This is a genomic window from Burkholderia sp. Z1 (assembly GCF_014893795.1).
GTDB classification, from domain to species: Bacteria; Pseudomonadota; Gammaproteobacteria; order Burkholderiales; family Burkholderiaceae; genus Burkholderia; species Burkholderia theae.
Window position 1 is genome coordinate 1 of the sequence record NZ_JACFYL010000001.1, and the last position, 19,980, is coordinate 19,980.

At 58.1% G+C, this 19,980-nt stretch carries 10 protein-coding genes, 3 rRNA genes and 1 pseudogene; 5 read left to right on the forward strand and 9 right to left on the reverse strand.

Going from position 1 to position 19,980, the window contains the following annotated elements:
• The 3 genes from dnaA to gyrB form a co-directional block, all read left to right on the forward strand.
• On the forward strand, positions 1-1,581 hold a 1,581-nt coding region (gene dnaA / locus H3H55_RS00005), incomplete at its 5' end, for a chromosomal replication initiator protein DnaA (protein WP_193097342.1).
• A gap of 169 nt (positions 1,582-1,750) precedes the next feature.
• Entirely contained in the window at positions 1,751-2,857 is a 1,107-nt protein-coding gene (gene dnaN / locus H3H55_RS00010) for a DNA polymerase III subunit beta (protein ID WP_006756934.1), read from the forward strand.
• Between the two features lie 193 nt (positions 2,858-3,050).
• Complete coding sequence (gene gyrB, locus H3H55_RS00015) at positions 3,051-5,525, forward strand: DNA topoisomerase (ATP-hydrolyzing) subunit B (protein ID WP_193097343.1); 2,475 nt, start codon at positions 3,051-3,053, stop codon at positions 5,523-5,525.
• Between the two features lie 160 nt (positions 5,526-5,685).
• Here the strand turns inward: gyrB and H3H55_RS00020 are convergent, their stop codons facing one another.
• The 3 genes from H3H55_RS00020 to H3H55_RS00030 are packed head-to-tail and all read right to left on the reverse strand — an operon-like array spanning position 5,686 to position 7,993.
• The gene (locus H3H55_RS00020; RefSeq protein ID WP_193097344.1) at positions 5,686-6,354 is read right to left on the reverse strand and encodes an Eco29kI family restriction endonuclease; all 669 of its coding nucleotides are present in this window, start codon (positions 6,352-6,354) and stop codon (positions 5,686-5,688) included.
• Positions 6,351-7,574 (reverse strand): DNA cytosine methyltransferase, encoded by a 1,224-nt coding sequence (locus H3H55_RS00025; protein WP_193097345.1) that lies wholly within the window; start codon positions 7,572-7,574, stop codon positions 6,351-6,353. Before H3H55_RS00025 ends, H3H55_RS00020 begins: the two co-directional genes overlap by 4 nt.
• Positions 7,574-7,993: a very short patch repair endonuclease gene (locus tag H3H55_RS00030; protein ID WP_193097346.1), complete on the reverse strand. Its 420-nt coding sequence runs from the start codon at positions 7,991-7,993 to the stop codon at positions 7,574-7,576. The genes H3H55_RS00025 and H3H55_RS00030 overlap by 1 nt, the downstream gene beginning before the upstream one ends.
• A gap of 412 nt (positions 7,994-8,405) precedes the next feature.
• Here H3H55_RS00030 and H3H55_RS00035 point away from each other — a divergent pair, with 412 nt between their 5' ends.
• On the forward strand, positions 8,406-10,157 hold the full coding sequence (locus tag H3H55_RS00035; protein WP_193097347.1) for an HNH endonuclease signature motif containing protein: 1,752 nt from the start codon (positions 8,406-8,408) through the stop codon (positions 10,155-10,157).
• Positions 10,158-10,817: 660 nt separating this feature from the next.
• Here the strand turns inward: H3H55_RS00035 and rrf are convergent.
• The 5 genes from rrf to H3H55_RS00060 form a co-directional block, all read right to left on the reverse strand.
• A 5S ribosomal RNA gene (gene rrf / locus H3H55_RS00040) occupies positions 10,818-10,930 on the reverse strand.
• A gap of 182 nt (positions 10,931-11,112) precedes the next feature.
• Positions 11,113-13,994, reverse strand: a 23S ribosomal RNA gene (locus tag H3H55_RS00045).
• A gap of 398 nt (positions 13,995-14,392) precedes the next feature.
• Positions 14,393-15,925 (reverse strand): 16S ribosomal RNA (locus tag H3H55_RS00050).
• Together the 16S, 23S and 5S rRNA genes form the textbook arrangement of a ribosomal RNA operon.
• Before the next feature lie 575 nt (positions 15,926-16,500).
• Positions 16,501-17,031 carry a cytochrome b gene (locus H3H55_RS00055; RefSeq protein ID WP_193097348.1) on the reverse strand — a complete coding sequence of 177 codons (531 nt, stop codon included), beginning with the start codon at positions 17,029-17,031 and terminating at the stop codon, positions 16,501-16,503.
• Complete coding sequence (locus tag H3H55_RS00060) at positions 17,031-18,122, reverse strand: catalase family peroxidase (RefSeq protein WP_193097349.1); 1,092 nt, start codon at positions 18,120-18,122, stop codon at positions 17,031-17,033. The genes H3H55_RS00055 and H3H55_RS00060 overlap by 1 nt, the downstream gene beginning before the upstream one ends.
• A 157-nt stretch (positions 18,123-18,279) precedes the next feature.
• Here H3H55_RS00060 and H3H55_RS00065 point away from each other — a divergent pair, with 157 nt between their 5' ends.
• Entirely contained in the window at positions 18,280-18,801 is a 522-nt protein-coding gene (locus tag H3H55_RS00065) for a sigma-70 family RNA polymerase sigma factor (protein ID WP_193097350.1), read from the forward strand.
• A 16-nt stretch (positions 18,802-18,817) separates the two neighbouring features.
• On the opposite strand, the pseudogene H3H55_RS00070 reads toward H3H55_RS00065, so the two are convergent.
• Positions 18,818-19,867 (reverse strand): annotated as a pseudogene (locus tag H3H55_RS00070) (RNA-guided endonuclease InsQ/TnpB family protein); the annotation flags it as partial.
• Between the last annotated feature and the right edge of the window lie 113 nt (positions 19,868-19,980).

A 19,980-nucleotide genomic window follows, 5' to 3' on the forward strand; every position in this document is an offset into this window, starting at 1 on the left:
ATGAACGATTTCTGGCAACACTGTTCCGCACTGCTGGAGCGCGAGCTGACGCCCCAGCAGTACGTGACGTGGATCAAACCCTTGGCCCCGGTGGCCTTCGATGCGTCGGCGAACACGCTGTCCATCGCCGCGCCGAACCGTTTCAAGCTGGACTGGGTCAAGAGCCAGTTTTCGGGCCGGATCTCCGATCTGGCCCGGGATTTCTGGAATGCGCCGATCGAAGTCCAGTTCGTCCTCGATCCCAAAGCCGGCATGCGCAGCGCCACAGCCGGTGCAGCATCGGGCACTGGCGCCCCGCGCGCGCCGCTGCAGCCGACCGGCCCGGCCGCCACGGTGGCCGCGATCGCCGCGAACCTGAGCGCGAATGCCGCCGCTGCGCCCGCCGCGCCGTCCAGCGTGCCGATGACGCCGTCAGCCGCCGCCGCGCACCACCTGAACGCCGACGACGCCGACATCGACCTGCCGAGCCTGCCCGCGCACGAAGCGGCCGCCGGCCGCCGCACGTGGCGCCCGGGCCCCGGAGCAGCCCCCGCCGGCGGCGAAGCCGATTCGATGTACGAGCGCTCGAAGCTGAACCCCGTGCTCACGTTCGACAACTTCGTGACCGGTAAGGCGAACCAACTGGCACGCGCCGCCGCGATCCAGGTCGCGGACAACCCCGGCATCTCGTACAACCCGCTGTTCCTGTACGGCGGCGTCGGCCTCGGCAAGACCCATCTGATCCACGCGATCGGCAACCAGCTGCTGCTCGACAAGGCCGGCGCGCGAATCCGCTACATCCACGCCGAGCAATACGTGTCGGACGTGGTGAAGGCGTACCAGCGCAAGGCGTTCGACGACTTCAAGCGCTACTACCACTCGCTCGACCTGCTGCTGATCGACGATATCCAGTTCTTCTCGGGCAAGTCGCGCACGCAGGAAGAATTCTTCTATGCGTTCGAGGCACTGGTCGCGAACAAAGCGCAGGTGATCATCACCAGCGACACGTATCCGAAGGAGATTTCGGGGATCGACGATCGCCTGATCTCGCGCTTCGACTCGGGCCTCACCGTTGCGATCGAGCCGCCCGAGCTGGAAATGCGCGTCGCGATCCTGATGCGCAAGGCGCAGTCGGAAGGCGTGAACCTGTCGGAGGACGTCGCGTTCTTCGTCGCGAAGCACCTGCGCTCGAACGTGCGCGAACTCGAAGGCGCGCTGCGCAAGATCCTCGCGTATTCGAAGTTCCACGGCCGCGAGATCTCGATCGAGCTGACCAAGGAAGCGCTGAAGGACCTGCTGACCGTGCAGAACCGGCAGATTTCGGTCGAGAACATCCAGAAGACCGTCGCCGACTTCTACAACATCAAGGTCGCCGACATGTATTCGAAGAAGCGTCCGGCGAACATCGCGCGGCCGCGGCAGATTGCGATGTACCTCGCGAAGGAACTCACGCAGAAGAGCCTGCCGGAAATCGGCGAGCTGTTCGGCGGGCGCGATCACACCACCGTGCTGCACGCCGTGCGCAAGATCGCCGACGAGCGCAGCAAGGACGCGCAGCTCAACCACGAGCTGCACGTGCTGGAACAGACGCTGAAGGGCTGAGCGCGCGGGCGCGCTTGATAATTCGGCATCCGCCCCAAATTAAGGGGGGCGGTTCGGTTTTGAGGCACAATACTGGTTTGACCGCCCCGGTGGAGGCGGGCCAAGAGCCCGGCCGGCGGGGCGCTGCGAGGCTGCTGCGCTGCAGGCCGTTACTCAACGAAGGAACTCTATGCAACTGGTCAAGACCGAACGAGACACCCTCCTCAGGCCGCTGCAAACGGTCAGCGGCATCGTCGAACGCCGCCATACGTTGCCGATCCTCGCCAACCTGCTGATCACCAAGAACGGCCCGGACGTTTCGTTCCTGTCGACCGACCTGGAGCTGCAGATCACCACGCGCGCCGATTTCGGCGTCGGCGGCGACCAGGTGGCGACCACCGTCGCGGCGCGCAAGCTGCTCGACATCCTGCGCGCGATGCCTGACGGCCAGGTCACGCTGTCGCTCGCCGACAAGCGCCTCACCGTTCAATCGGGCAAGAGCCGCTTCGCACTGCAAACCCTCGCGGCCGACGAATTCCCGACCGTCGCGCAGGCGAAGGATTTCGGCGCGACGCTCACCGTCCCGCAGAAGTCGTTCCGCCAGCTGCTCGGCATGGTGCACTTCGCGATGGCGCAGCAGGACATCCGCTACTACCTGAACGGCATGCTGCTCGTCGTCGACGGCGACCAGCTGATGGCCGTGGCCACCGACGGCCACCGCCTCGCGTTCTCGTCGATGAAGCTCGAAGGCGGCACGTTCGGCCGCCAGGAAGTGATCGTCCCGCGCAAGACGATTCTCGAGCTGCAGCGCCTGCTCGAGGACATCGACGACACCGTCACCATCGACATCGCGCAAACCCAGGCCAAGTTCACGTTCGGCCAGGTCGAGCTCGTGTCGAAACTCGTCGAGGGCAAGTTCCCCGACTTCCAGCGCGTGATCCCGAAGGCGCACAAGAACACGTTCGAGATCGGCCGTGAAGAACTGCAGCGTTCGCTGCAGCGCGCGGCGATCCTGACCTCGGACAAGTTCAAGGGCGTGCGCTGCATCATCGCGCCGGGCCAGCTGAAGATCATGTCGACCAACGCCGATCAGGAAGAGGCGCAGGAAGAACTGGAAATCGCCTACCAGGGCGACACCGTCGACATCGGCTTCAACGTCACGTATCTGCTCGACGTGCTCGCGAACCTGAAGGTCGACACCGTGCAGGTGAGCCTCGGCGACGCCAGCTCGAGCGCGCTGATCACGGTGCCCGAGAACGACGAGTTCAAGTATGTCGTGATGCCGATGCGCATCTGACGCGCGCGACATCACGACACACACCAGGGGGCGGCAAGCCCCTTTGGCGTTTTTATGGCGAACCGACAACCCGTCCTTTCGGTGCCTGACCGGCACCGTGGACGAGCCAGGAAACTGGAGCGGCCCGGCGATTTCTCTCGCTGAAACGTACCGCGCCGCCACTAGAGTGGCCTCGCAGAACCGGAAGATATCCATGAGTGAACAGCACAATTCGCAACCCGATAACAGCAGCTACGGCGCCTCGTCGATCCAGATCCTCGAAGGTCTGGAAGCGGTGCGCAAGCGCCCCGGGATGTACATCGGCGACACGTCGGACGGCACCGGTCTGCATCACCTCGTGTTCGAGGTGCTCGACAACTCGATCGACGAAGCGCTGGCCGGCTACTGCAACGATATCCACGTCACGATTCACGCCGACAACTCGATTACCGTGACCGACAACGGCCGCGGCATTCCGACCGACGTGAAGATGAACGACAAGCACGAGCCGAAGCGCAGCGCCGCCGAGATCGTGATGACCGAGCTGCACGCCGGCGGCAAGTTCGACCAGAACAGCTACAAGGTGTCCGGCGGCCTGCACGGCGTGGGCGTGTCGTGCGTGAACGCGCTGTCGAGCTGGCTGCGCCTCACCGTGCGCCGCAACGGCAAGAAGCATTTCATGGAGTTCCATCGCGGCGTCGCGCAGGAGCGCGTGCTCGAGCAGGTGGACGGCGTGGAAGTGTCGCCGATGCTGGTGACCGGCGATACCGAGAACCGCGGCACCGAAGTGCACTTCATGGCCGATCCGACCATTTTCGGCACGGTCGAGTATCACTACGACATCCTCGCGAAGCGCATGCGCGAGCTTTCGTTCCTGAACAACGGCGTGCGGATTCGCCTGACCGACCTGCGCTCGGGCAAGGAAGACGATTTCGCGTTCGCCGGCGGCGTGAAGGGCTTCGTCGAGTACATCAACAAGACGAAGACCAACCTGCACCCGACGATTTTCCACGCCATCGGCGAGAAGGAAGGCGTGGGCGTCGAAGTCGCGATGCAGTGGAACGACAGCTACAACGAAAACGTGCTGTGCTTCACCAACAACATTCCGCAGCGCGACGGTGGCACGCACCTGACCGGCCTGCGGGCCGCGATGACGCGCGTGATGAACAAGTACATCACCGACAACGAAATCGCGAAGAAGGCCAAGGTCGAGACGACCGGCGACGACATGCGTGAAGGGTTGTCGTGCGTGCTGTCGGTGAAGGTGCCGGAGCCGAAGTTCAGCTCGCAGACGAAGGACAAGCTGGTTTCGTCCGAAGTGCGGGCGCCGGTTGAGGAAGTCGTCGCGAAGGCGCTGGAAGAGTTCCTGCTCGAAACGCCGATCGACGCGAAGATCATCTGCGGCAAGATCGTCGAAGCCGCGCGTGCGCGCGATGCCGCGCGCAAGGCGCGCGAGATGACGCGCCGCAAGGGCGTGCTCGACGGCGTCGGCCTGCCGGGCAAGCTCGCGGACTGCCAGGAGAAAGACCCGGCGAAGTGCGAAATCTACATCGTCGAGGGCGACTCGGCAGGTGGCTCGGCCAAGCAAGGGCGTGACCGCAAGTTCCAGGCGATCCTGCCGCTGCGCGGCAAGGTGCTGAACGTCGAGAAGGCGCGCTACGACAAGCTGCTGTCGTCGGAGCAGATCGTCACGCTCGTGACCGCGCTCGGCTGCGGCATCGGCAAGGAAGACTACAACCTCGACAAGCTGCGTTATCACCGCATCATCATCATGACCGACGCGGACGTCGACGGTGCGCACATCCGGACGCTGCTGCTCACGTTCCTGTATCGACAGATGCCGGACATGATCGAGCGCGGGTACGTGTATATCGCGCAGCCGCCGCTTTACAAGATCAAGGCGGGCAAGGACGAGCGGTATCTGAAGGACGACGTGGAGCTCAACGCGCACATGCTGCGCTTGGCGCTGCAAGGCTCGGAGCTGGTGCCGGGCGAGAACGCGGCGGCGATTTCCGGCGATGCGCTCGGAGAGCTGGCGCGGTCGTATCTGCTGTCGAAGAGCGTCATCGAGCGTTTGAGCCGGTTGTATGACCCGGCCGCGCTTGAGGCGATCATGGATGGGGTTGCGATCGACCTTTCCGATGAGGCTTCGACTGAGGCTTCGGCTAAGGCGCTGCACGCTGCGTTGCATGATGAAGCGCTGAAGAATGAAGTGCGTGTGGTGCCTTCGTATGACCCGGTTCGCGAACAGCGAGCACTGCATGTCGAGCGTACGCATCACGGCAACGTGCGGGTTTCGGTCATCGACCAGGAATTCCAGCACACGGCGGATTATCAGCAGCTCGTGACCACCGCGAATACGTTCAAGGGGCTCATCGGGGAAGGCGCGGTCATCAAGCGCGGTGAGCGCAGCATGGTCGTGGCGGACTTCAAGAGCGCGATGAAGTGGCTGCTGGCGGATGCCGAGCGGAACGTTTCGAAGCAGCGGTATAAGGGGCTGGGGGAGATGAACCCCGGTCAGCTGTGGGAAACGACGATGGATCCGACGGTGCGGCGTTTGTTGCGTGTGCAGATCGAGGATGCTATTGCTGCGGACGGGATCTTTACTACGCTGATGGGGGATGATGTGGAGCCGCGTCGGGCGTTTATTGAGTCGAATGCGTTGCGGGCGGGGAATATTGATGTTTAACGCATTTCGGTAGTGTCAGCGACACAGAAATAAAAAAGGCTCCGAGGAGCCTTTTTTGCACTGTGGGTTACCAACGTCTTATTCTCGGTCATATCAAGAACTGCAAACCGCAAAAAAACGTGAAGGCACGCCCTGCCAGACGCGAAAAAGCGACCGAGATTTAAGCGTCCGGTTGCTGATCCGGTCCGAGGATATGGTGCGACGCCGGGAATGCGATGGTCATGAAGTAGTTGCTCACGTCCCGCGCGATGTGCTCCTGCGTTTCCTCACGGGGCTGACACTTGTCAGCCCAAGCGCGGCCAGGGTGCAGCACGTCCCAACGGGGGCGAAGCCCTTTGTATCTGCCACTGCCCGGATCATGGTTTCCAAACCCATCGATGGACGAATTCCAGAGCGGCGCAAATTTTGCGATCAGTAGCGACTCACCGAGCGGAATCCAGATGTCATCGACAACAAGGAAACGGCAGTAAAAATCCTTGATATCCAAGTTGGACGCAAGAGTGACGCTTTCCGCATGTTCGCGCAAGCGATCGTAGAGCGAGCGACTTTGGACTTCACCAACCCCGCCCCCTTTCCGCGCCCCTCGTGGGATGGCTTTGCCAACGTAGATTGGCACCTGAAACAATCCATTCCGATTGCGTTCGGCCAAGGGAACGTATGGCTCGAAATCACCGACGTAGTAAATAGCGTAAATCCCAACGCCAAAAAACTGCTTCAACTCATCCAACCGCTGAGGGCGCTGTTCGAGCATCGCCTCAGCAACACTGGCGCCGAGATTCTTCTTGTCGAGCGGGTTGAAGGGAATGATGTGACCGTTTAGATTCCTCACGCAGCCCCCCGCGCGTTGGCACGTTGCCGGGCAAGCTGGTCAAGCTGAACCAACGCTAGTTTCTCAGCCACACTCCGGGCGACCACGTGCCCCAAGGCGACAGGCACTGCGTTGCCGAGCTGGCGCATGGTTTCGGTCCACGAGCCGTGGAAAACGAAGCCATCAGGAAAAGTCTGAACGCGCGCGGATTCTCGAATTGAAAAATAGCGTACGGATCCGTCCGTGTTGACCAACATGTTTTCTCCACCCGGGACGCCATGATCTCCGGCCTTCAACGTCTTGGCGGGTAAATCGAGCGGACTGCCGGTATGGCCGGGATAGACGCGCGCGCCCGGCTGGAACCGGTGATCCGAATAATTGTTCGCCGTCCTCGACTGCGGGTTGGGAAGTCCGGCGATCGCGTCGCGAACCGTACGCCAAGGCAATTCATCAGCAAACAACAACGAGCTCGCCAGCCGGCGCACACGCGATTCCACGGCACCCGGCATGGTCGGGCGACTGCGTCGGGCAACGCCATGGCGCTCCCAGTATTCGCCAGATACCCATTGGTCATGCAGCAAGCGGTCGTAGCTATGAGTCTGACGCGGAAAGCTCCAATCGACGCCGAGGTCCGAGCGGAAGCCAACTATGAACACACGCTCACGCTTTTGCGGAACACCGTAGTCAGCTGCGTTAACCAAAGTCGGAACAACGTTGTAGGTCAACTTCTTCCCTTTTTGTCGACCACTCGTCCGTTCAACTTGGAGACGCAGCAAATGGTCGAACCAATCCTCATTCCTGCGGGCCGGGACTTCGGGAAACTCCAGCTGTAAAAGAATGTATTGGTAATAGTTGGCGAACGTCGAGCGAGTCAGCCCCTTCACGTTCTCGACAATGAAAGCCTTCGGGCGCAAGCGGCGAACAATGTCGACTGTCGCTGGGAACATATCTCTCGTGTCGTCGTGCGCCTGGTGCTTGCCGCCCATTGAAAACGGTTGGCACGGCGGGCCGCCGGCCAACAAGTCGATCTCCTCGTTTTCGAGACTCGACCAATCAAATTTTCGAACGTCACCCTCATAAACCGGCCAATCCGCCACAAGTGGGAATCCACGCCGCTTGTTCTCACGAATCGTGTCGCAAGCCCACTTGTCCCATTCCACAACAGCCAGCGACTTGAACCCCGCGAGACTAACCCCCATCGCGAGGCCGCCAGCGCCTGCATAAAGCTCAACAGCCTTCATTAATTACTCTCCGTGTCGTCCAAGAAGGCCTTGATGCGCGGCATCAGGGCTGCCTCGTCCTTCACTTCACATTCCCAAACGGTCAATACTTTCCAGCCAAGCTCGGCAAGTCGCCGCTCGACATCTCTATCCCGCGCGGCGTTCGCGTCGAGCTTCGGTCGCCAAAAATCCAGTCGCGTTTTCGGCAAGCGCGCCAACCGACATCCCTCGTGCCGATGCCAGAAGCATCCATGGACGAATATTACCTTGCGCCTCTTGGCGAACACCATGTCGGGACGACCGGGCAGATCCCCTCCGTGAAGCCGGTATCGATATCCGGTCCGGTGAACCAGGCTCCGGACGACGAGTTCCGGTTTCGTATCCTTGCCCTTGATACGTGACATGCGTTCACTGCGCTCAGCAGGTGTCAAACTGTCCAAGGCGGTCCCTCCGCGCCTAGCTGCCGAGGCAATTGTATCGTTTCGTAGACGGGGACAGGGTAGAAGTTACGGGTAGTGATGCGAGGCCGTAGGCCAGCGGCAGTTGCCTGCATTCGGCTCGCCGCATGCCATGAAGAAAACCCAGTGCATTGGAGAGCTTCGACAGGAAAGCGGCAATGATTTTTCAAGAGCTTGAAGTCCATCGGATGAACGGTACCGCCCCACCATCTATGAAAACTATCGTGTCATCAATCGAACCACTCGGAAACAGGCTAGGATTACGATACAGCAAGCCCTACAATGCCGTTTCCTTTTTTTTTGGCTTCACGGAATAACTACAATGGCCACCGGTCTCCGAGTGCACCTCGACCACCTGATCAACCGACAAAGCTTGAGGTATAGAAGCAAGCTCGTGAACAGTTCAATCCAAAGCGGTAGCGCGTCCGCACATCGGTCCGACAGCAGTATTCGTTTCGATGACATCCGTCAAAAGGATGGCTGGTTTGATAGACTCGTTAAGCCTGATTTTCAGCGAGCCACTTGTGCTTGGGATTCGGAGGCATGCGTCACTTTTCTGAACTCAGTGATTCGCAGACGGATCATTCCGTCCATCATTCTTTGGCGTAGCAGTGAAAACGGATTGGTGTACGTGCTTGACGGTGCACACCGCCTGTCTGTGCTCCGAGCTTGGATGATTGACGATTGGGGTGATAGGGCCGGCGATTTCTACGAGAAAAACGAGAATTTTGAAGAAATTCAGGCGGCTGCCCAATCAACACGAGCGCTTGTCAAAGCAAGCATCGGTCTTTTTTCAGAGTTCGAGGCTGCCCATGCAGAGTGGAAGGGAATTGCTCGGAAAGGAGGGGCTCCTCGTATATTGATGCCTACGCGCGAATTTGATATGGCCATGTTTCACTCGGACATGGTCGATTCCAGCCGAACGTTGCACGCGCAATGGGAAGACGGAAATTATGACGCTGCGGAAGAGTCCTTCCTGGCAATCAATCGACAGGGTGAACGACTGGACGACGTTGAGCAGTTGCTCATCGAGCACCGGAATGGCAGTCTCAGCCGAGTCATCATGAGCATTGCGAGTGCTGGGACCTCAGGACACTATTGGCCAGAGCCGCCTGATGCGGAAGACCTGCCACAAGGTGCTCTCGAGAAGCTTGCGGGATTCAACGAGCGGTGCGGCGCGTTGCACAATCTGCTATTCGTTCCCCCATTTGACGCCAAAATTCTTGATATCAATGTACCTTTCCTTGTAGCGCCTGGGCATTTCCGCCCCCACCAACACCTTATCGAACTGTTGCCGCTCCTGACAGAAAATGGTGCCGTTGGTGGTGAGCGTCTTCCACAATTATTGAGCAGAGATGCGCATGCGGAGGCTCAGGAAATTATTATTAACGCAAACCAGCTACTAACTCAGCTGGAAAAGAAATTAGGGCACTTGGGAGGGAGAAATACAGGCTCCCTCTCGCTGTCATTGGTACCACTAATTTACTGGTATAACCGCAAAGCCAACTTCGTTCGAGGTCTTTTTTACGGATGGTGTCACTGGTTAATGACAGGTGACGATGCACAGGTACAAGAACGAAAACTTGCGGTATCAACAGTACGTGGCGAACTCGAAGATGTACTCATCCGATATAAAGACGAAGTCGCCGAGGTCCAGCACCGGGCTGGCGCAGGGCTTAAGTCCTTATCTTCGGTAGGCGCACTGTTTCAAAAGCTCGTTGAGACACTGCTCCTCGAACGAGGTTCTCTAGCAGCCGATAGAGATGAAAAAATTAGGCAGATCGTTGGTGCGAAGCCGCCGTCCCGCTCAAAAGCTGGTACTAGCCGTTCGTTTTCTAAAGGAAGTCGAATCGAAATCAATGTTCGCGAACTTCTGAATTCTTCAATCAAATGTGAGATCTGCGGCGGCGTCGTCGACCTCAAACAAGGGCTTCAGTACGACCACAAGCACGAATACGCAAACGGTGGTCGTAGTGTTGCGGAAAATGGTCGCCCAACACATCCATTCTGCAATCTTTTCCGAGATCGCATCACTCAATTACGTATCGGTACGGCCAGCATTCGTTTGCCGAATCTCACCGATCCGGCAACAGGCGGTCGGACTTTCGTGCAACTGAACCTTTTTGACTCATTCCCTGGAGAATAATGTGTCCGATCTACAGATGCACCCCGGAGAAAGATGACCCGCTAGATACCAGCCATCGAATGCTTCTTGCTCGATTAGTAGGCGTGTATGCACCACGATTTCCTTGCTCGATATGTATTGGTGGAGGCTTTTTATGTTGAATCCATTACACATAACGACTGCATCGAAATAACCTCCAAGGGATGCCCGACTTGGCCCCTCCTCACGGGAAGAATAAACTTTTCCCGTGAGTGAGTTTCCGACACCACCACAGGGTGGTGTATGCCTGAATTCCCCATTTAAGACGCAAGTATTGCGGATACCAATAGAATGGTCTTGTTCGATGGGGTTTGAGTTTTCGTACGATGCCACAAGCAGAATCAACCCGTGATAAAGCGCAGCATCAAAATGCTTGAGGAACGTGGCAAAGAACAGATAAGCCACGCGCCTCGAGCCAGACAAACGCAACCGGGTCATCCGAAATAAGAGCAGGCAACTGCACGCCACTACCCAATATCACCGGATACCCCCAGCTGAAAACATCGCTCACCCGATCAGCCGCATCGTGATCATCCGCACCTATAGGACGAGATGCGCCCCATGCCGGGTGCTGCGCGTACGTTTCCGGCTCTGAAATGCAAAAACCCCCGCCTTTTCGGGCGGGGGTTTCTGGCTTAGGGAGCCTGACGATTACCTACTTTCACACGGGAATCCGCACTATCATCGGCGTAGAGTCGTTTCACGGTCCTGTTCGGGATGGGAAGGGGTGGGACCGACTCGCTATGGTCATCAGGCAAAGAGGGTTGTCGCGTTGCTTCGCAGCGCGACCAATCTTGGAAGAAGCAGTAATTTTGGGTTGTGAGCTGTATCTCACACGTACGCGGTTACTCAACCGTCGTACGCCGAGTGCCTTGCACTCGGCGTTCGACATCCGTAAGCGCTGAAGCGCTAACGGCTGTCGAAACAGACTTGTTATAGGATCAAGCCTTACGGGCAATTAGTATCAGTTAGCTGAACGCATTACTGCGCTTACACACCTGACCTATCAACGTCCTGGTCTCGAACGACCCTTCAAGGGGATCTAGTCCCCAGGGATATCTCATCTTAAGGCGAGTTTCCCGCTTAGATGCTTTCAGCGGTTATCTCTTCCGAACATAGCTACCCGGCGATGCCACTGGCGTGACAACCGGTACACCAGAGGTTCGTCCACTCCGGTCCTCTCGTACTAGGAGCAGCCCCCTTCAAATATCCAACGCCCACGGCAGATAGGGACCAAACTGTCTCACGACGTTTTAAACCCAGCTCACGTACCTCTTTAAATGGCGAACAGCCATACCCTTGGGACCGGCTACAGCCCCAGGATGAGATGAGCCGACATCGAGGTGCCAAACACCGCCGTCGATATGAACTCTTGGGCGGTATCAGCCTGTTATCCCCAGAGTACCTTTTATCCGTTGAGCGATGGCCCTTCCATACAGAACCACCGGATCACTATGACCTGCTTTCGCACCTGCTCGACTTGTCGGTCTCGCAGTTAAGCACGCTTATGCCATTGCACTATCAGCACGATTTCCGACCGTACCTAGCGTACCTTCGTACTCCTCCGTTACGCTTTGGGAGGAGACCGCCCCAGTCAAACTGCCTACCATGCACTGTCCCCGACCCGGATCACGGGCCAAGGTTAGAACCTCAAACAAACCAGGGTGGTATTTCAAGGACGGCTCCACCGAAACTAGCGTTCCGGTTTCATAGCCTCCCACCTATCCTACACAGATCGGTTCAAAGTCCAATGCAAAGCTACAGTAAAGGTTCATGGGGTCTTTCCGTCTAGCCGCGGGTAGATTGCATCATCACAAACACTTCAACTTCGCTGAGTCTCGGGAGGAGACAGTGTGGCCATCGTTACGCCATTCGTGCAGGTCGGAACTTACCCGACAAGGAATTTCGCTACCTTAGGACCGTTATAGTTACGGCCGCCGTTTACCGGGACTTCAATCAAGAGCTTGCACCCCATCATTTAATCTTCCGGCACCGGGCAGGCGTCACACCCTATACGTCCACTTTCGTGTTTGCAGAGTGCTGTGTTTTTATTAAACAGTCGCAGCCACCAGTTTATTGCAACCCCTTCACCCTTTGCCCGCAGGGGCATCAAGCTACAAGGGCGTACCTTATCCCGAAGTTACGGTACCAATTTGCCGAGTTCCTTCTCCCGAGTTCTCTCAAGCGCCTTAGAATACTCATCTCGCCCACCTGTGTCGGTTTGCGGTACGGTCATCGTTAGACTGAAGCTTAGAGGCTTTTCTTGGAACCACTTCCAATTGCTTCGCTCCCTAAGGAGCTCGCGCCACACCCTTGAATTCCGCGCCCGGATTTGCCTAAGCGCCTTCTCCAATGCAGCGACCGGGACTTCCAACACCCGGACAACCTTCCGCGATCCGTCCCCCCATCGCATCTAACAATGGTGCAGGAATATTGACCTGCTTCCCATCAGCTACGCATTTCTGCCTCGCCTTAGGGGCCGACTCACCCTACGCCGATGAACGTTGCGTAGGAAACCTTGGGCTTACGGCGAGGGGGCCTTTCACCCCCTTTATCGCTACTCATGTCAGCATTCGCACTTCTGATACCTCCAGCATCCCTTCCGAGACACCTTCGCAGGCTTACAGAACGCTCTCCTACCATGCGTGCAAAGCACGCATCCGCAGCTTCGGTATATAGCTTAGCCCCGTTACATCTTCCGCGCAGGACGACTCGATCAGTGAGCTATTACGCTTTCTTTAAAGGGTGGCTGCTTCTAAGCCAACCTCCTGACTGTTTTAGCCTTCCCACTTCGTTTCCCACTTAGCTATATTTGGGGACCTTAGCTGGCGGTCTGGGTTGTTTCCCTCTTGACACCGGACGTTAGCACCCGATGTCTGTCTCCCGTGATTGCACTCTTCGGTATTCGGAGTTTGCTATGGCGGGGTAATCTGCAATAGACCCCCCAACCATGACAGTGCTCTACCCCCGAAGGTGAGACACGAGGCACTACCTAAATAGTTTTCGGAGAGAACCAGCTATTTCCAAGTTTGTTTAGCCTTTCACCCCTATCCACAGCTCATCCCCTAACTTTTCAACGTTAGTGGGTTCGGACCTCCAGTACGTGTTACCGCACCTTCATCCTGGCCATGGATAGATCACTTGGTTTCGGGTCTACGCCCAGCAACTGAACGCCCTATTCGGACTCGCTTTCGCTACGCCTGCCCTATACGGTTAAGCTTGCTACTGAACGTAAGTCGCTGACCCATTATACAAAAGGTACGCCGTCACCCCTTACGAGGCTCCGACTGTTTGTATGCATGCGGTTTCAGGATCTATTTCACTCCCCTCCCGGGGTTCTTTTCGCCTTTCCCTCACGGTACTGGTTCACTATCGGTCGATCACGAGTATTTAGCCTTGGAGGATGGTCCCCCCATCTTCAGACAGGATTTCACGTGTCCCGCCCTACTTGTCGTACACCTAGTTCTTTCATACTGTTTTCGCCTACAGGGCTATCACCTGCTATGGCCGCACTTTCCAGAGCGTTCGGCTAACAATACAAATAAAGAGTACAAGGCTCATCCCATTTCGCTCGCCACTACTTTGGGAATCTCGGTTGATTTCTTTTCCTGCGGTTACTTAGATGTTTCAGTTCACCGCGTTCGCTTCGCATGGCCTATGTATTCAGCCATGGATACTCCAAAAGGAGTGGGTTTCCCCATTCGGACATCTACGGATCAAAGCTTGTTTGCCAGCTCCCCGTAGCTTTTCGCAGGCTACCGCGTCCTTCATCGCCTGTGATCGCCAAGGCATCCACCACATGCACTTGTTCGCTTGACCCTATAACGAGTCTGTCTCTCCGACAGTCGTTACAGGTTGAGTTTTCGCGTTGTGCCGTATTCCAATTGAGTCAAACATAGAGTTCGAATCATCTTGAGATACATCGATACAATCACAACCCGGATAGTTTCCACGTCCATCTCATAGACGCTTCCGCTATCCAAATTACTTACTTCTTCCAGATTGTTAAAGAACGACAGCCGATACGTACTACGTATCACTCTGACTGGCTCAATCGCCAATGAAAAAGACTCGAACAAACCTCATTCGAATATTTGTCATTGAAGATTATTGAAAGCGGCCGGCATTATAACCGGTTTAACCGCAGACAGATAGAGTTTCTGTTCTTAATCAACAGCCGATAAGCGTGAGCGCTCAACTTTGCGAGATAGCTCTAGAAAGGAGGTGATCCAGCCGCACCTTCCGATACGGCTACCTTGTTACGACTTCACCCCAGTCATGAATCCTACCGTGGTGACCGTCCTCCTTGCGGTTAGACTAGCCACTTCTGGTAAAACCCACTCCCATGGTGTGACGGGCGGTGTGTACAAGACCCGGGAACGTATTCACCGCGGCATGCTGATCCGCGATTACTAGCGATTCCAGCTTCATGCACTCGAGTTGCAGAGTGCAATCCGGACTACGATCGGTTTTCTGGGATTAGCTCCCCCTCGCGGGTTGGCAACCCTCTGTTCCGACCATTGTATGACGTGTGAAGCCCTACCCATAAGGGCCATGAGGACTTGACGTCATCCCCACCTTCCTCCGGTTTGTCACCGGCAGTCTCCTTAGAGTGCTCTTGCGTAGCAACTAAGGACAAGGGTTGCGCTCGTTGCGGGACTTAACCCAACATCTCACGACACGAGCTGACGACAGCCATGCAGCACCTGTGTATCGGTTCTCTTTCGAGCACTCCCACCTCTCAGCGGGATTCCGACCATGTCAAGGGTAGGTAAGGTTTTTCGCGTTGCATCGAATTAATCCACATCATCCACCGCTTGTGCGGGTCCCCGTCAATTCCTTTGAGTTTTAATCTTGCGACCGTACTCCCCAGGCGGTCAACTTCACGCGTTAGCTACGTTACTAAGGAAATGAATCCCCAACAACTAGTTGACATCGTTTAGGGCGTGGACTACCAGGGTATCTAATCCTGTTTGCTCCCCACGCTTTCGTGCATGAGCGTCAGTATTGGCCCAGGGGGCTGCCTTCGCCATCGGTATTCCTCCACATCTCTACGCATTTCACTGCTACACGTGGAATTCTACCCCCCTCTGCCATACTCTAGCCTGCCAGTCACCAATGCAGTTCCCAGGTTGAGCCCGGGGATTTCACATCGGTCTTAGCAAACCGCCTGCGCACGCTTTACGCCCAGTAATTCCGATTAACGCTCGCACCCTACGTATTACCGCGGCTGCTGGCACGTAGTTAGCCGGTGCTTATTCTTCCGGTACCGTCATCCCCCGACTGTATTAGAGCCAAGGATTTCTTTCCGGACAAAAGTGCTTTACAACCCGAAGGCCTTCTTCACACACGCGGCATTGCTGGATCAGGCTTTCGCCCATTGTCCAAAATTCCCCACTGCTGCCTCCCGTAGGAGTCTGGGCCGTGTCTCAGTCCCAGTGTGGCTGGTCGTCCTCTCAGACCAGCTACTGATCGTCGCCTTGGTAGGCCTTTACCCCACCAACTAGCTAATCAGCCATCGGCCAACCCTATAGCGCGAGGCCCGAAGGTCCCCCGCTTTCATCCGTAGATCGTATGCGGTATTAATCCGGCTTTCGCCGGGCTATCCCCCACTACAGGACATGTTCCGATGTATTACTCACCCGTTCGCCACTCGCCACCAGGTGCAAGCACCCGTGCTGCCGTTCGACTTGCATGTGTAAGGCATGCCGCCAGCGTTCAATCTGAGCCAGGATCAAACTCTTCAGTTTAAACCTGTTACTGTTTTCGGTTCAGTTAAGAACCGGTCGCTCACTCAAAGCTGACAGGAATATGAATTGCTTCATAAACCTGACTTACTTTAGTGTGAGACTCTTGATACTTTTGCTATCTGATCCGAGGATCAGCTCGCTTCCATCAAGCGCCCACACTTATCGGCTGTTAATTTTTAAAGAGCAATCTGCGAGTAACTTCGTGTTTCTCAGCAGCGCTGCGTTTTCAGCAGCAGAGAAGCGAGATTATTAACCGTTTTTTAAAACTCGTCAATAACTTTTTTAACTACTTCGTTTCGACGACTGCGGTTTAATTTCGTGTGCGCCAGGGTCGCTATAATCGACCTCAACAGCACCGCTTCCCTTCTTCCCCCCGCGCCGTGTTTCCGTTAGCGCGAAAGAGGCGAGATTCTAAGCATCTGCCCCGATCTCCGCAACCCCCTTTGTGAAATTTTTTTGACGGGCAGTTCCGCGGGCCGCTGAGCCTCCCTCGCGGTCATATATAAGCGACACGACAGGAGTAGCCTTGGTCGCCCGTGAACAGCCCCGCCGTATCGCAACCAACCCTCCGTCGCTCACCGCCCCACCATCGCCCTCACCACGCCGTCACGCCGGATCAACCCGTGATACAGGGCGGCCGCGAAGTGCGCGAGGAACGTCGCGAAGAACAGGTAAGCCAGCACCCGATGCGCGACCCTGAGCCAGGCGAACGTCACCGGGTCGGCCGAAACAAGCGCCGGCAGCTGCACGCCACCGCCCAGCGTTACCGGATACCCGCCCGCCGAAAGCATCGCCCACCCGATCAGCGGCATCGCGACCATCAGTGCATACAGCACGAGATGCGACCCATGCGCGGCAACCTTCTGCCACCACGGCAGATCCTCAGGCAACGCCGGCGGCTTCGACACCATCCGCACCACGATCCGCAGACACACCAGCACCAACACGGCCACACCCAGCGGCTTATGAATCGCCACCAGAAACGCATGCCGCTCGGAGACGGACGACACCATCCCCACCCCGATGAACAGCATCGCGACAATCATCGCGGCCATCACCCAATGCAGCACTCGCGCCGGCAAACCAAACGTCGTAGAAGTCTTCATCACCGCCCCTCCGAACTCAACTTGGCCACGCCTGCCACCCCGGCCTCTTCACTCGTCCTGCGCAGATACGAATCCGCATAAGCGGCCGACCGCGCCGCCAGCAACGGATCCCCCGACACCTGAATTCCCTGCGGCAGCACCGTCGGGTCGTAATTCACGTCCCGGCACGGCCCGCTGTCCTGCGCCTCCACCCGGTCGAGCACGAGCGTCCCCGCATCGATCGTCGTCCGCTGCGCGGGCCAGACCTTCGTTGCGTCGTCCACCGGATCGCCAAGCTCCGCCAAGGTGACCAGCAGCTTCCACTTCTGCGCACCGGCCGCGATGCGCTGCGTCACGTCCTGCTGCAACACGTTCGGATTCGCGGCCGTCGCGACGTCCCCGGCGCCGGCCGTCTGCTCCGGCACGACGCGCCACCGCACCGCCTGCCGCTTGCCCGCTGCGTCGACGAAGTAAAACGCGTTCAACCCGTAATAACTCTCGGTGACGTAACTCGCGCTCGGCTTCGCACCCTTCACCCACTGCAGGAACGCGGCCGTCTCCGGATGCGCGCCGAAAAACGCCTTCACCTTCGCCGGATCGGGCTTGCCCGTCTTCGGATCGGGCCGGGTCGCCAGCGTCTGCTGATAAAACGCCTGCGGCGTCGCCACCGGAAACACGGGCATCGCATTCATGCCGGTCCGCCATTGCTCGCCGTCCGGCGCGGTGAGCTTCAGCGCGAGGCTGCGGATCGGCACGCTGCTGTCGGGCGCATACGGATTCCCGCCCGGCAGCGCGAACCGCCCGATCACCGGCGTGCGCACCGCCTTGAAGAACGGCGCGACCGAATACGCGCTCGCGGCCCCGTTGCCTTCGAAGTAACCGGTCACGCACACGCCCTTCGCGTGATTGCGCCGGTAGCCGGGATGGATGCCGCTATTGGTCTGCAGCGCGTCGACGAGCCGCTGCGGGGTCAGACGCGCCGGCGCGAGCCACCCGCCGGCATACCCGAACGCGACGGCCACGCCGGCCACCGCGCCGCCGATCGCGGCCCAGCGCCACCACCCGCGCCCGGGCTCGCGCTGCGGCGAAGAAGAGGAAGAAGATCGCTCCATGAATGTGCTCCCGATCGTCAGATCATTGTCGAACCCGCGTAGGACGCCACCCGCGCCGCTTTATTCCACGAAAATTTTTTTCCTATGCTTGATGGAATAATCGGTGCCGACCGGCGTCCTACGCGGCATCTCGACCCTTTCGGCAACCGGCCCGGCCATGCCCTCCACCGCCCTCGACGACGACGCGTTGCGCGAACTCCTCCCCAGGCTGCGACGCTTCGCGCTGTGGCTGGCGCGCGACGTCCACGCGGCCGACGATCTCGTCCAGTCGACGCTCGAGCGCGCGCTGTCGCGCTGGACGAGCCGCCGCGACGACGCATCGCTGCGCAGCTGGCTCTTCACGATCCTGTACCGGCAGTTCCTCGACGGGAAACGCAGCGCGAAGCGCTACAGCTGGCTGCTCGGCCGCATTCGTGACGACGACGAAGCGCACTGGCCGTCCGCCGAACGCGAATTCACGGCGCGCGCGACGCTCGAAGCGTTCGGCCGGCTCTCGGACGAGCAGCGCAGCCTGCTGCTGCTCGTTGCGGTCGAGGGCTTCACCTATCAAGAAGTCGCCGACCTGCTCGACGTGCCGATCGGCACCGTGATGTCGCGGCTCTCCCGCGCGCGCCAGGCGCTGCGCCAGCTCAGCGATGGCGAGCTTCCTGCTCCTTCTTTGCGATTGATGAAGAATTGACGCCCTCCTCCGCCAAAAGTCGGAGGATTCCCACACCTGGCGATGCACGTCCGCATCGGAGAATGTTCAGCGCAGCATTGATATCTCGATCATGCAAGACACCGCACTCACTGCAGGCCCACTCTCTTATTCGCAGTCCCGCGATACCTTTCGGCCGCGTCGTGCTGTCTTTCGACCCACACGCCGAACAGGACTGGGTGGAACCGCTTTCGTCGACTTCGTGGAACGTGGCTCCGTGCGCGATCGCCTTGTAGCGGAGTTTGTCTCGGAAGGACGACCAGGATGCGTCGTAGACGCTTCTCACCATCCTGGTTCTGGCGAGCTTGGCAGCCGAAACGTTGCCGATCGCGATGTAGTCGAAGCGCCGCACCAGATCGAGCGCGAGCTTGTGCTGAAAATCGGCGCGGGCATTCGCAACCTTGGCGTGCAGCTTCGCGATATACCGCTTGTGCTTTCGCGCGCGTTGCGCTTTTGCCAGCTTCTCTGCTGCTCGTTGGCCGAACCTGTCGTTCGGCAGCTTCTCGCCCGTCGAAAGTGTGGCGAAGTCTTTCAGGCCGAGATCGATGCCAACACCGGAACGGATCGGTCGGGCCTGTACATCCGGCACTTCGATCACGATGTTCAGGAACCAGTTGCCGCGTGCGTCCTGCGCAAAATTCGTTCCGTCCTTGATCTTGCCATCGGGCAGCGGGCGGCTGCTGAATACGCGGAAAGTGCTGCCGGCGAAACGAAACGCATCGCCCTCGCGCTTCAGATCGCGGCCCTTCAGAGGTACCCAGCCAAGCGATTTCCTGCCGCGATAGCGCAGGTAAGGGCGCCGGTGTTGGCTGCGCGACTTCGCGTATTGTTCGCACGTTGCGTTGATCGTGCCGGAATGGATGCAAAGCTCTTTGCTAGAACCCGTCGTCAATACGTTCAAGTCGAACCCTGTCGGCCACTTCTTGTTCCACTTGAGGGCATGCTTCTGCGTGTCGTTGCAGAAGTTCCAGACGTAGTTCACCGCGCGGCTCTGCTTGTTAAGCAGCCCGTTGAGCGACTTTACCCGGTAGCGATAGACAAGGATCATGCCGGCCATCCTAGCCGGTGGACGAAGCTGCCTGTCAAATGCGCCCTGCGCTACCCGCCATGCGCCCCGAAGGAAGTCCCCTTGCGGGAAACGGCGGGGTTTCTCGGAGCACA

Coding starts and splice junctions, on each gene's coding strand:
- H3H55_RS00065 (WP_193097350.1), top strand. CDS start 18,280: ATGCCCTCCACCGCCCTCGACGACGACGCGTTGCGCGAACTCCTCCCC.
- H3H55_RS00025 (WP_193097345.1), bottom strand. CDS start 7,574: ATGAAGGCTGTTGAGCTTTATGCAGGCGCTGGCGGCCTCGCGATGGGG.
- gyrB (WP_193097343.1), top strand. CDS start 3,051: ATGAGTGAACAGCACAATTCGCAACCCGATAACAGCAGCTACGGCGCC.
- H3H55_RS00060 (WP_193097349.1), bottom strand. CDS start 18,122: ATGGAGCGATCTTCTTCCTCTTCTTCGCCGCAGCGCGAGCCCGGGCGC.
- dnaN (WP_006756934.1), top strand. CDS start 1,751: ATGCAACTGGTCAAGACCGAACGAGACACCCTCCTCAGGCCGCTGCAA.
- H3H55_RS00055 (WP_193097348.1), bottom strand. CDS start 17,031: ATGAAGACTTCTACGACGTTTGGTTTGCCGGCGCGAGTGCTGCATTGG.